Origin of the sequence: Streptomyces durmitorensis (assembly GCF_023498005.1) — a bacterium.
In the GTDB taxonomy this organism is placed as follows: domain Bacteria; phylum Actinomycetota; class Actinomycetes; order Streptomycetales; family Streptomycetaceae; genus Streptomyces; species Streptomyces durmitorensis.
Genome location: NZ_CP097289.1, coordinates 8,189,014 through 8,201,249, shown reverse-complemented (window position 1 = coordinate 8,201,249; position 12,236 = coordinate 8,189,014). Strand labels below are relative to the sequence as shown.

The following is a 12,236-nucleotide window of genomic DNA, read 5'->3' as shown; positions in this document are numbered from 1 at the left end:
CGTTCACCCGTGTCTCAGATCCTGCTTCCGCACTCGTGCGCCCGCACCTCATCCTGACCGTCACCCATCGAAGGAGCCCGCGTGCCGAACGACACCCGAGTTACGCGCCGCCTCGGCCTGCAGACCGCGCTCGCCGCGGTGGCAGTGCCCTTGTTCACCACCGCGCTCGCCGCCTCACCCGTGCACGCCGTGGAGCGCGCGGGGCGCCGCCTGGAGGTCATGTCGTTCAACCTGCGCTACGCGAGCACCACGCCGCCCAACACCTGGGCCGACCGGCGTCCGGTGACCCGGGAGCTGCTGCGCCGCGCGCGCCCTCACGTCATCGGCACCCAGGAAGGTCTCTACCAGCAGGTGCGGGACATCGCCGATGACCTGGGCCCGCACTACGACTGGATCGGCACCGGCCGGGCGGGCGGCAGCCGCGACGAGTTCATGACCGTCTTCTTCGACAACCGCCGACTCGCGCCGATCGAGTACGACCACTACTGGCTCTCCGACACCCCCGACGTGATCGGTTCGAACACCTGGGGCGGCGGCTCCATCCGCATGGTCACCTGGGTCCGCTTCCACGACCTGCGCACGGACGGCGAGCTGTACGTACTCAACACCCACCTCGACAACGCGAGTCAGTACGCACGCGCGCGTGCCGCGAGTCTGATCTCCGAACGGATCGCCGCCCTCGACCCGTCCGTGCCGCTCCTGGTCACGGGTGACTTCAACGTCGCGGCCCACAAGAACCCGGTCTACGACACGATGCTGGGCGCCGGTCTCGTCGACACGTGGGACGCGGCGGACGAGCGCAGCAAGGCGTACGCCACCTTCCACGGCTACAAGCCGCTGGTGCCGGACGGCGACCGGATCGACTGGATCCTGGCGACGCCGGGGGTGCGGGCGCACTCGGCGGCCATCAACACGTTCTCGGCGGGCGGGCAGTACCCGAGCGACCATCTGCCGGTGCAGGCGAGCCTGACCCTGTGACGCGGCGAGGCCCTCACCCCGCGCTGCGGGGTGAGGGCCTCGTGCGGTCGATGAGCTCAGCCCTTGCGGGTGTTGACCTCTTCGGTCAGGGCCGGGACGACGTCGAAGAGGTCGCCGACCACTCCGTAGTCGACGAGGTCGAAGATCGGGGCCTCGGCGTCCTTGTTGATCGCCACGATCGTCTTGGAGGTCTGCATGCCCGCCCGGTGCTGGATCGCACCCGAGATGCCCGAGGCGATGTACAGCTGCGGCGAGACACTCTTGCCGGTCTGGCCGACCTGGTTGGAGTGCGGGTACCAGCCCGCGTCCACCGCGGCACGCGAGGCACCCACGGCCGCACCCAGCGAGTCGGCCAGCGACTCGATGAGGTGGAAGTTGTCCGCGCCGTTCACCCCGCGCCCGCCGGAGACCACGATCGCGGCCTCGGTCAGCTCCGGACGCCCGGTCGACTCCCGCGGCGTACGCCCGGTGACCTTCGTCCCCGTGGCCTGCTCCGAGAACGACACCGCAAGCGCCTCCACGGCGCCCGCGGCCGGAGCGGCCTCCACGGCGGCACTGTTGGGCTTGACCGTGATGACCGGGGTGCCGGTCGTGATGCGCGACTTGGTGGAGTAGGAGGCGGCGAACGCGGACTGCGTGGCCACCACAGCCTCACCGTCGGCCTCCAGGTCGACGGCGTCGGTGATGATGCCGCCCTTGACCCGCAGCGCCAGACGGGCGGCGATCTCCTTGCCCTCGGCGGAGGAGGGCACCAGCACCGCGACCGGCGACACGGCGTCGTAGGCGGCCTGCAGCGCGTCCACCTTCGGTACCACCAGGTAGTCGGCGAACTCGGCGGCGTCACTGGTGAGGACCTTGACCGCGCCGTGCTCGGCCAGCACGGCCGCCGTGTCAGCGGCACCGTTGCCCAGCGCCACGGCGACCGGGTCACCGATGCGGCGGGCCAGCGTCAACAGCTCCAGGGTGGGCTTGCGGACGGCACCGTCCACGTGGTCGACATAGACGAGAACTTCAGCCATGGGACTTCAATCTCCTGCGGTTACAAGGAAGTGCGGCGGATGATGAGGGGGCGGCCCTAGCTCAGATGAACTTCTGGCCCGCGAGGAACTCAGCGAGCTGCTTGCCGCCCTCGCCCTCGTCCTTGACGATCGTGCCCGCGGTGCGCGCGGGACGCTCGGTGGCGGAATCGACCTTCGTCCAGGCACCCTCCAGGCCGACCTCGTCCGCCTCCAGGTCCAGATCCGACAGGTCCCACGCCTGCACCGGCTTCTTCTTGGCGGCCATGATCCCCTTGAAGGAGGGGTAACGCGCCTCACCCGACTGGTCGGTCACCGACACCACGGCAGGCAGCGAGGCCTCCAGCTGCTCGGACGCGGCATCCCCGTCACGGCGGCCCTTGACCACACCGCCCTCGACGGACACCTCGGACAGCAGCGTCACCTGCGGCACACCCAGACGCTCCGCAAGCAGCGCCGGGACCACACCCGCGGTGCCGTCGGTGGACGCCATCCCGGAGATCACCAGGTCGTAGCTGGCCTTCTCGATCGCCTTCGCCAGCACCAGCGAGGTACCGATGATGTCGGTGCCGTGCAGGTCCTCGTCCTCCACGTGGATCGCCTTGTCCGCACCCATCGACAGCGCCTTGCGCAGCGCGTCCTTGGCATCCTCCGGACCCACCGTCAACACGGTGATCTCCGCGTCGTCCGCCTCGTCCGCGATCTGCAAAGCCTGCTCGACCGCATACTCGTCCAGCTCCGACAGCAGGCCATCGACGTCATCCCGGTCGACGGTCAGGTCATCGGCGAAGTGCCGGTCGCCGGTGGCGTCAGGCACGTACTTCACGGTGACAACGATCCTCAAGCTCACGCCGGCTCTCCTACTGCATCGTCTTTACTGGGCTGCTGCCTTGCTCTGGCCACTGCCTTCTTGCAGGCAGCATAGGCGCCTGAAGGGGCGGATCCCGGTCGGGGCGGCCCGCGCTCCGACCAGAATATTACTCGCCAGTACACCCAGTACTTTCCCACTAAGCAAGCGCTTTGAACTGTGACCTTCCCAACGCTCTGTAATCGGGCGCGAAGGGGGCCGTCCGGGAACTCTCAGTCACGCAGCGCGTTGAAGCGCCCCTGGTGGTAAAGCAGGGGTCGGCCCGCGCCCGCGGGGTCCCCCACCACCGCCTCGGCCAGCACGATCCGGTGGTCACCCGCGGGCACCCGCGCCGCGACCCTGCAGGCGAGCCAGGCCAGCGTGCCGTCCAGCACGGGCACTCCCTCAGGCCCCTCGTACCAGCGCGTGCCCGCGCCGAAGCGGTCGGCGCCGCTGCGCGCGAAGGTCGTGGCGAGGTCGCGCTGGTGCTCGCCGAGTATGTGGACGCCGACGTGTTCGGCCTCCGAGACCGCGGGCCAGCTGGAGGCCCCCGTACCGATGCCGAACGAGAGCATCGGGGGCTCGGCGGAGACCGAGACGAGCGAGGTGGCGGTGAAGCCGACGGGCCCGGAGGGGCCCTGGGCCGTGATCACGGCGACCCCCGCCGCGTGCTGCCGGAAGACGGAGCGCAGGAGGTCGGGGGATGCGAGCTGGGGAGTGCGGAGATCGGGCGTGGCCGTCATGGAATTGTCCTTCTGCAGGAGGTACGAGCGATTCCGTGGCTGCTCAGCAGCCCGGACAGCGCGCACTTGCATGACGGGCGAGGTCCACGTGGACGCGCTCGTAGAGAAGGAGCTCCGGAGGCATGGGAGAAGGCTGGCGATAGATGCCGGGCACAGTCAAGTCCGTTCCGCGATGTGAAAGACGGCCGGCCGCGCCCTGGACCTGCGTCGTCACGGTCCCGCGCCCTGCCCTCATCGCGGTCTCCCGCCCCTGTGGCACGCCGCCCCCTCCCTGTCCCGCGCCGTTCCTTCCCTGCCTCATGGCGCTCCTCCCCCATGCACCCCGGTCTCACACGGCCTTGCCGAGGGCGGCGATCACATCGACCTTGCGCGGCTGCCCGGTCGCGCGCAGCACGACCTGTCCGTCCGCGTCGAGCACCAGCACCGTCGGCGTCTTGAGGATGCGCAGTTCCCGTACGAGATCGAGCTCGGCCTCGGCGTCGATCTCCACATGGGAGACGCCGGGAACCATTCCGGCCACCTCGGCGAGGACGCGGCGAGTGGCACGACAGGGCTGGCAGAAGGCGCTGGAGAACTGCACGAGCGTGGCGCGCTCCCCCAGTTCGTGGCCCGCCCACGCGCCCGGTGCCGGCGCGTCGAGCCGGTCTCCCGCGTCGCGTATCCGCACGTCAGCCTCCCGCCCCTGTGTCATGATCCAACCGTCCCCGTCTTCAGCGTCCGCGCGCCCGCAGACATTCCCGACGTGACGAGAATCTCGCGCTCCCCGGGCACGATGGGTGGTCAGCCGTCCGTTCTTGGGGCACGATCTGCGCAACGCCGAAAAACCTACGGCTGCGTAACTTCCCGCCGGGAACCCCCTCCCCAGGCAGAAACGAAGGGCCCTCCCCACCCATGGCAGAGCTTGTCTACCCTCCGGTCATCGGTGCCGCGAAAACGCTGTTCAAGGCATGGGACCTGAAGATCGACTGCAAAGGGTCGGAGAACATCCCACGCTCCGGCGGCGCGGTACTCGTCAGCAACCACATCAGCTATCTGGACTTCATCTTCGACGGCCTCGCGGCCCTGCCGCAGAAGCGGCTCGTGCGCTTCATGGCCAAGGAGTCGGTGTTCCGGCACAAGATCTCCGGCCCGCTGATGCGCGGGATGAAGCACATCCCCGTCGACCGCAAGCAGGGCGAGGCGGCCTACCAGCACGCGCTCGACTCGCTGCGCTCCGGGGAGATCATCGGCGTCTTCCCCGAGGCCACGATCTCGCCCTCGTTCACGCTGAAGTCCTTCAAGTCGGGCGCCGCGCGCCTGGCGCAGGAGGCGGGCGTCCCGCTGATCCCGATGGCCTTGTGGGGCACGCAGCGGCTGTGGACCAAGGGGCAGCCGCGCAACTTCAAGCGCAGCCACATCCCGATCACGATCCGGGTCGGTGAGCCGGTCGAGGCGCCCACGGACCAGTTCGCGGGTGCGATCACGCGGCGCCTTCGCGAGCGCTGTCAGGAGCTCCTCGAAGCGGCGCAGCGCGCCTATCCCGTACGCCCCAAGGGCCCGAACGACACGTGGTGGATGCCGGCGCACCTCGGCGGCACCGCGCCGACTCCGGCCGAGGTGAAGGCCGCCGAGGCGAGCTGAATCGATTACTCCGGGCGCTTCGACGCCCGCTCCGGCGCGTGGACGGTGAGCTGCGCGCCGGGGCTGAACTTCTCGAGCAGTTCGGCGAGTTCGGTGCCCGCGGCCTCGACACCGGAGTCCGGCCCCATCCCCTCCAGCAGGAAGATGGCGTTGACCGACTCCTCCGTGAGGCGGGTGCGCGGACCCTGGCGCCAGTTCCAGCGCCGGCAGGTGACGCCCTCGTCGTCGCACCAGACGACCTCGCCCGCGTCCGGGTGCTCGACGGCCTGCTCGCCCGCGGCCATGGTGACGAAGTCCTCGGTGCCGGTGGCCCGCACCAGGCGCATGCCGCCCTTGATGTGGTCCAGGTCCTCACCGCCGACCGGGATCAGGTGGGCGACGCTGATCGCGTTGTAGACGTCGACGAGGGTGTTGATCCGCGGCAGGCCGCCGTCGGCGAGTGCGCGCTTGGCGAGCGCCTCGGCGGAGTTGCGCGTACGGGACGGCTTCGCGCCGAACGCGGTGTACGCCGCGCGCCAGGCCACCATGTGCGGGTCCTCGTGCGGGGCGCGGCCGTCGAGCCGCTCGGCGAGGCGGCGCGCGGCCTCGTCGAGGAGGACCGAGGTCGCGTCGGTGCTGGGCTGGTTGACGAGTCCGTAGGCCTCGATGGCGACGTGGGTGAAGCCGGGCGCGAGGGCGCGGACCTCGTCGGAGACGGTCAGGTCGATGGTCATGGTCCGTCGTGCCTCACAGTTCGTGCGTCACAGTGCTGAGGGGTAGATCTGCCAGAGGTGCGTCCGGTCCCGGGCTTCCTTGAGGACACGGAGCGCCACCGGGCTCGGTTTAGCATACAGGACTGGATAGTCCACTTCATTGGACTGAGGATCCACGGGCCAGGCCAGCCGTTCCTCGCCGAGACAGAACTGCGCGTCGACCCCGGCCGGGATGTTCCCGCGCGGGTCCTGCCGGTGCCAGGCGCCGTCGAGGCGTACGGCGACGAGGCCGTGCAGGGAGTAACCACTGGTGTTGTCGTCCCGCAGCCGCTGGTAGCAGAACGCCGTCGGGATGTCCTCGGCCCGCAGCAGGGCGGCCAGGGCATGGGACTTGGCGGTACAGATACCGGTGTGCTCCCGAAGGACGTCGGAGGCACGCCAGGTGACCTCCATGCGGCCGGAGTCCTGCGAGTGCGGGATGGCGTCGCGCACGAACTCGAAGGCGGCGCGGGCGTATGCGTACGTATCGACGGATGACTTTGCAAGACCGGCCGCCACCTCGCGGACCAGTGGATGCCGGTGGTCGACCACATCGTCGGCGGCCAAGTACACCGACAGGTCAGGGTTTTCCTGGATCAGCTGCATGGCACGGGAGCATAGGAATACGACCGACCGCACGTCAATGCAATTGCGGTCGGTCGTATATCTATGCACACGGAGGGGTGGTGGCCCCGATCAGCGCGCCATCTCTTCCTTGAGCGCCGCCACGAACCCGTCCACGTCCTCCTCGCGCGTGTCGAACGCGCACATCCAGCGGACGTCGCCCGCCGCCTCGTCCCAGAAGTAGAAGCGGTACTGCTTCTGCAGCCGCTCGCTCACGTCGTGCGGCAGCCGCGCGAAGACCGCGTTGGCCTGCACCGGGTAGAGGATCTCCACGCCGTGGACGGCGCGCACCCCCTCCGCGAGGCGTTGCGCCATCTCGTTCGCGTGCCGGGCGTTGCGCAGCCAGAGGTCCTTGGCGAGCAACGCCTCCAACTGCACCGACACGAAGCGCATCTTGGAGGCGAGCTGCATGGACAGCTTGCGCAGATGCTTCATGTGGCTGACGGCGTCCTGGTTGAGGACGACCACGGCCTCCCCGAAGAGCGCGCCGTTCTTCGTGCCGCCCAGGGACAGGATGTCCACGCCGACCGCGTTCGTGAACGTCCGCATGGGGACGTCGAGGGACGCGGCGGCGTTCGATATGCGCGAGCCGTCCAGGTGCACCTTCATGCCGAGCCCGTGGGCGTGGTCGCAGATGGCGCGGATCTCGTCGGGCGTGTAGAGCGTGCCCAGTTCGGTGTTCTGCGCGATCGACACGACCTGCGGCATCGCCCGGTGCTCGTCGTCCCAGCCGAAGGCCTGCTTGTCGATCAGCTCGGGCGTGAGCTTGCCGTCGGGCGTGGGCACCGTGAGCAGCTTCAGGCCGCCCATGCGCTCGGGGGCGCCGCCCTCGTCCACGTTGATGTGCGCGGACTCGGCGCAGATCACCGCGCCCCAGCGGTCGGTAATCGCCTGGAGCGCGACGACGTTGGCCCCTGTGCCGTTGAAGACCGGGAACGCCTCGGCCGTGGGGCCGAAGTGACCGCGGATGACCTGCTGGAGGTTGGCGGTGTAGTCGTCCTCGCCGTACGCGATCTGGTGACCGCCGTTGGCCAGCGCGATGGCGGCGAGCACCTCCGGGTGGGCGCCCGCGTAGTTGTCGCTGGCGAACCCCCGTACGTCCGGGTCGTGGTGACGGCGTGCGTCGGTCTTCGGAGGGTTCACGGCTTCTCTGTCACGGGTGTCGCGAGCGGTCACGGCTTCTCGGTCAGCCACAGGCGGTTTCCGTTCACTTCTCCGGCGGGCCGCTCCCAGACTCCGGCGATGGCCTCGGCCAGCTCCTTGACGTCCGTGAAGCCCGCGAACTTCGCGTTGGGCCGCTCCGCGCGCATCGCGTCGTGCACCAGCGCCTTGACCACCAGGATGGCAGCCGCCGATGTCAGGCCCTGCTCGGCCCCCGCCTTGCGGAAGGCGTCGCCGAGGGCGAGCGTCCAGGCCTCGGCGGCGGCCTTCGAGGCGGAGTACGCCGCGTTGCCCGCCGTGGGCTTGGAGGCGCCGGCCGCGCTGATCAGGAGATAGCGGCCGCGGTCGCTGCGCTGCAGGCCGTCCTGGAAGGCGAGCGAGGTGTGCTGCACGGTGCGGATCAGGAGCTTTTCGAGCAGGTCCCAGTCGGCGAGGTCGGTCTCGGCGAAGGTGGCGCTGCCGCGCCAGCCGCCGACGAGGTGGACCAGGCCGTCGATCCGCCCGAACTCCTTCTCCGTGCGGGTCGCCCACTCCCGGGTCGCGCCCAGGTCCAGGAGATCGACCGTGTCGCCTATGACGGTGGCCCCGCCGTGCGCGTACCGTGCGGCGTCCACGGCCTCCGCGAGGCGTGCCGCGTCGGCGTCGGACGCCACGACCGTGGCTCCGGCCTCGGCGAGCCTGAGCAGCGTGGCACGGCCTGCCGGACCGCCTGCCCCCGCGACCGCGACCACGGCTCCATCGAGTGCGGACATCGTCCTCGCCTCCTTGGTGCGGTCGCTCATGCGGCGACCTGCTCGGCGCCTGCCGCGGTGATCCCCTTGGTGGAGGCGATCACGTGCTTGAGCTTCTTGGAGAGCGCCTCATAGAACATGCTGAGCGGAAACTCGTCAGGAAGCACCTCGTCGACGAGTTTCCGGGGCGGAAGCTGTGTGTCGAGGGCGTCCGGGCCCTTGGCCCAGCGCGATCCCGGGTGCGGGGCGAGGTACTGGGAGACCAGGTCGTACGCGGCGAACCAGTGGACCAGCTTGGGGCGGTCGATGCCCGCGCGGTAGAGCTCCTCGATCTCGGAGCACAGCTGGTTGGTGACCTGCGGTGCGCGCTCCCAGTCGATCTTGAGCTTGTTGTCGGTCCAGCGGACGACGTCGTGCTTGTGGAGGTACGCGAAGAGGAGCTGGCCGCCGAGGCCGTCGTAGTTCTTGACACGGTCACCGGTGACCGGGAAGCGGAACATCCGGTCGAAGAGGACCGCGTACTGCACGTCACGCGCCTGCGGGACGCCCTCGGCCTCCAGCTTCACGGCCTCCTTGAAGGCGGTGAGGTCGCAGCGCAGCTCCTCCAGGCCGTACATCCAGAACGGCTGGCGCTGCTTGATCATGAAGGGGTCGAAGGGCAGGTCGCCGTGGCTGTGGGTGCGGTCGTGGACCATGTCCCACAGGACGAACGCCTGCTGGCAGCGGTCCTGGTCGCCGATCATCTCGCGGATGTCGTCGGGCAGTTCGAGCCCGAGGATGTCGACGGAGGCCTCGGTGACGCGGCGGAAGCGGGCCGCCTCGCGGTCGCAGAAGATGCCGCCCCAGCTGAAGCGCTCGGGGGCCTCGCGCACGGCGATGGTCTCCGGGAAGAGCACGGCCGAGTTCGTGTCGTACCCGGCGGTGAAGTCCTCGAAGGTGATGCCGCAGAACAGCGCGTTGTCGTAGCGCGTGCGCTCGAGCTCGGCCAGCCAGTCCGGCCAGACCATGCGCAGGACGAGCGCTTCGAGATTGCGGTCCGGGTTGCCGTTCTGCGTGTACATGGGGAAGACCACGAGGTGCTGGAGGCCGTCCTCGCGGTGTGCCGCGGGCTGGAAGGCGAGCAGCGAGTCGAGGAAGTCCGGCACCTGGAAGCCGTCGTCCGCCCAGCGGCGCAGGTCGGCGCCGAGCGCCTGGTGGTACGCGGCGTCGTGCGGCAGGAGCGGGGCGAGCTGGGCGATCGCGGATATCACGCGGTCGACGGCGAGTTCGGCCACGGACCTGGCCGGGGCACCCTCCGCGTCGAAGTCGATCGACCCGTCCGCGGACTGCCACGGGCGGATCTCTTCCACGGCGTCCTTGAGCATCGGCCAAGCCGGGTGCTCCACGACCCTTTGCACGGGGGCACCCCCGCTCACGGGAGGAACCGACCCCTCCGTAACCCTCTGCACAAGAATTTCCGTCACTTGTCAACCTCCACGGGAGAACCTCGCGTTAGAACACCGTATGCGTGCGAGGCTCTCCACCACAAGAGGAGGCTCGGGAAATTATCCTGTGGTACCCCCAACATCACCGCTGTTTTTCCTGTCGTACACCGCTGAGGCAACCGCTTCTGCCACATCTGCCACCGCGGCCCGCGCATCCTCCAGGAGCCGCGTGAAGCCCAGGAAGCCGTGGAACATCCCGGGGTAGTGCCCCTGCGTCACCGGCACCCCCGCCAGACGCAGCCTGACCGCGTAGGCCCCGCCCTCGTCGCAGAGCGGGTCGCAGCCCGCGGTGACGATGTGCGCGGGCGGCAGCGCGGCGAGGTCCGCGCCCAGGGGCGAGGCGTAGGGGTGCGTGCCGTCGCCGTCCGGCCCGAGGTACTGCTCCCAGAACCACCGCATGTGCGCGGCCGTGAGGAAGTAGCCGGTCGCGTTCGACGTATACGAGCCGCTGCCCTGTCCCGCGTCGAGCACCGGGTAGATCAGCACCTGGAGCGCCACGGCGGGCCCGCCCCGATCCCGCGCCATGAGGGCCGCGACGGTGGCGAGGCCGCCCCCGCTGCTGTCCCCCGCCGTCACTACGGCGCCCGGATCCCCGCCGAGCGCACCCGCCCGCGTCTTGGCCGCGGCCCAGCACAGGGCCGCGTACGCGTCCTCGGTGGCCGCGGGGAAGCGGTGCTCGGGGGCGAGGCGGTAGGCGACGGAGACGACGACGGCGCCGGACTCGGCGCACAGGGTGCGGGCCGTGGCGTCGTGGGTGTCGAGGTCGCAGAGGGTGTAGCCGCCGCCGTGGAAGAAGACGACGGTGGGGCGCGGCCGGCTCGCCCCCTCGGGGCGGTAGACGCGCACGGGCAGGTCGGGAGCCCCGGCGGGACCGGGAATGCTCCGGTCCTCGACCGTCCCCACGTGCGGTGCGGCCTTGCCCGAAGGAGGCGTCGCGGCCAGGATGCGCCGGGCCTCGGCCGCGTCGGTGACGGCACCGCCGAGGTCGGGGAACGCGGCGCTCAGCGCGTCGACGAGGGGGCGCGCGCCCGGGGCGAGGCGATCGCCGCCCGCGGTCGGGGCCGTCGTCACCCCGCCTCCTGGGCCCGGAAGTACGGGATGACCTTCTCGCCCCACTGCCGCAGGGTCTCCATGCAGGCCTCCTGCGGGACGGTGCCCATCTGGATGAGGCACATGATCTCGTCGGCGCCCGCGTCGCGAAGCCGCTCCACGTACGCGATGGCGTCGTCGGCGGTGCCATAGGCGTGATCGGCGTTGAAGGTGGCCGTGGAGGTGGGCCGCACCGGGATGTCGTGCTCGTTCAGCCGCGCGACGACCTGCTCGGCGGCCTCGCGCATCGCGGCCGCCTCGTCGGCTCCCTCGACCACGGCCTCATCGGGGATGCCCGCCCCGCCGTACCAGTGCCCGATGGACTGTGCGAAGAACCGCTGTCCGCGGATGCCCACGCGCCGGGCCGCGTCCCCGTCGTCGAGCACGATGGTCGGGCAGAGCACGGAGAAGTGGTCGTTGACGACGCTGGACACGAAACGCTCGTCGCCGCGGCCCGCGATCGCGGAGTCGTACGCCGCGCGCATCCCGGCGATCGACTCGGGCCCCGCGAAGCCCATGACCAGGGCCCCGATGCCGAGTTCGGCGGCCTGCGTCAGGGTCTCGGTCCTGCTGCACGCGAGGAAGAGCGGCGGGTGCGGGGTCTGCTTCGGCCGGGGCAGGATGGGGTGCGGATCGATGTCGAGCAGCGCGCCATGATGCTCCAGCTCCTCGCTCTCCCAGGCCTTCCCGATGATCTGCAGCGCTTCCTCGACCTCTTGCGTCGTACGTTCCTTGTCGACGCCGCAGAGCGAGGTCTCCTGGAGCGTTCCGCCACGCCCCGCACCGAGGTCGAGCCGTCCGCCGGAGAGCAGATCGAGCATGGCGGCCCGCTCGGCGACCCGCGCCGGGTGGTTGAAGTGGAACGGCATGCAGACCACGCCGTGCCCGATGCGGATGGTGCTGGTGCGGGCGGCGACCCAGGTCAGGAAGATCTCCGGGGCGCTCATGTGGGCGTACCACTTGAGGGAGTGGTGCTCGACCGCCCAGATGCGGTCGAAGCCCATCCGCTCGGCGAGGACGGCCTGTTCGACGCTGTCATGGATGAGTTGATGCTCGCGCTCGACGGTGGGGTCGGCGAGCTGCGCTTCGAATATGACGGAGAACTTCACGTGCCCTCCAGGGAGTTGACCCGCTGCGGCCTGACCGCCGCACTTGTTTCGATCAGCCATATGACTAGTCGTCATATGCTGAAGTCGCAAGGGCCGCGCGCAA

The 12,236-nt window shown here is 69.9% G+C and carries 13 protein-coding genes; 2 read left to right on the top strand and 11 right to left on the bottom strand.

Annotated elements, in window-relative coordinates; translation table 11 throughout:
• The first annotated feature begins 81 nt into the window (after positions 1-81).
• Entirely contained in the window at positions 82-978 is an 897-nt protein-coding gene (locus M4V62_RS36760) for an endonuclease/exonuclease/phosphatase family protein (protein WP_249591502.1), read from the top strand.
• A 56-nt stretch (positions 979-1,034) separates the two neighbouring features.
• On the opposite strand, the gene M4V62_RS36755 is transcribed toward M4V62_RS36760, so the two are convergent.
• The 4 genes from M4V62_RS36755 to M4V62_RS36740 all read right to left on the bottom strand — a co-directional run bounded on the left by M4V62_RS36755 (position 1,035) and on the right by M4V62_RS36740 (position 4,275).
• Complete coding sequence (locus M4V62_RS36755; RefSeq protein ID WP_249591501.1) at positions 1,035-1,997, bottom strand: electron transfer flavoprotein subunit alpha/FixB family protein; 963 nt, start codon at positions 1,995-1,997, stop codon at positions 1,035-1,037.
• A 61-nt stretch (positions 1,998-2,058) separates the two neighbouring features.
• On the bottom strand, positions 2,059-2,844 hold the full coding sequence (locus tag M4V62_RS36750; protein WP_249591500.1) for an electron transfer flavoprotein subunit beta/FixA family protein: 786 nt from the start codon (positions 2,842-2,844) through the stop codon (positions 2,059-2,061).
• Positions 2,845-3,074: 230 nt separating this feature from the next.
• Positions 3,075-3,584, bottom strand: a complete 510-nt coding sequence (locus M4V62_RS36745) for a flavin reductase family protein (RefSeq protein WP_249591499.1) — start codon at positions 3,582-3,584, stop codon at positions 3,075-3,077.
• 328 nt (positions 3,585-3,912) lie between these two features.
• Positions 3,913-4,275, bottom strand: coding sequence for a thioredoxin family protein (locus M4V62_RS36740; RefSeq protein WP_249591498.1), 363 nt, complete (start codon positions 4,273-4,275; stop codon positions 3,913-3,915).
• Positions 4,276-4,475: 200 nt separating this feature from the next.
• Between M4V62_RS36740 and M4V62_RS36735 the strand changes: the two genes are divergently transcribed.
• Positions 4,476-5,204 (top strand): lysophospholipid acyltransferase family protein, encoded by a 729-nt coding sequence (locus M4V62_RS36735; protein ID WP_249591497.1) that lies wholly within the window; start codon positions 4,476-4,478, stop codon positions 5,202-5,204.
• Between the two features lie 5 nt (positions 5,205-5,209).
• Here the strand turns inward: M4V62_RS36735 and M4V62_RS36730 are convergent, their stop codons facing one another.
• The 7 genes from M4V62_RS36730 to M4V62_RS36700 all read right to left on the bottom strand — a co-directional run bounded on the left by M4V62_RS36730 (position 5,210) and on the right by M4V62_RS36700 (position 12,133).
• Entirely contained in the window at positions 5,210-5,917 is a 708-nt protein-coding gene (locus M4V62_RS36730) for a B3/B4 domain-containing protein (RefSeq protein WP_249591496.1), read from the bottom strand.
• A gap of 27 nt (positions 5,918-5,944) precedes the next feature.
• Complete coding sequence (locus tag M4V62_RS36725) at positions 5,945-6,541, bottom strand: transglutaminase-like domain-containing protein (protein WP_249591495.1); 597 nt, start codon at positions 6,539-6,541, stop codon at positions 5,945-5,947.
• A gap of 90 nt (positions 6,542-6,631) precedes the next feature.
• The gene (locus M4V62_RS36720) at positions 6,632-7,702 is read right to left on the bottom strand and encodes a threonine aldolase family protein (RefSeq protein WP_249591494.1); all 1,071 of its coding nucleotides are present in this window, start codon (positions 7,700-7,702) and stop codon (positions 6,632-6,634) included.
• Between the two features lie 29 nt (positions 7,703-7,731).
• On the bottom strand, positions 7,732-8,502 hold the full coding sequence (locus M4V62_RS36715) for an SDR family NAD(P)-dependent oxidoreductase (RefSeq protein ID WP_249591493.1): 771 nt from the start codon (positions 8,500-8,502) through the stop codon (positions 7,732-7,734).
• Positions 8,499-9,914, bottom strand: coding sequence for a DUF6421 family protein (locus M4V62_RS36710; RefSeq protein ID WP_249591492.1), 1,416 nt, complete (start codon positions 9,912-9,914; stop codon positions 8,499-8,501). The genes M4V62_RS36715 and M4V62_RS36710 overlap by 4 nt, the downstream gene beginning before the upstream one ends.
• Before the next feature lie 81 nt (positions 9,915-9,995).
• The gene (locus M4V62_RS36705) at positions 9,996-11,006 is read right to left on the bottom strand and encodes an alpha/beta hydrolase (RefSeq protein WP_249591491.1); all 1,011 of its coding nucleotides are present in this window, start codon (positions 11,004-11,006) and stop codon (positions 9,996-9,998) included.
• Complete coding sequence (locus tag M4V62_RS36700; protein ID WP_249591490.1) at positions 11,003-12,133, bottom strand: LLM class flavin-dependent oxidoreductase; 1,131 nt, start codon at positions 12,131-12,133, stop codon at positions 11,003-11,005. Before M4V62_RS36700 ends, M4V62_RS36705 begins: the two co-directional genes overlap by 4 nt.
• Positions 12,134-12,236 lie beyond the last annotated feature (103 nt).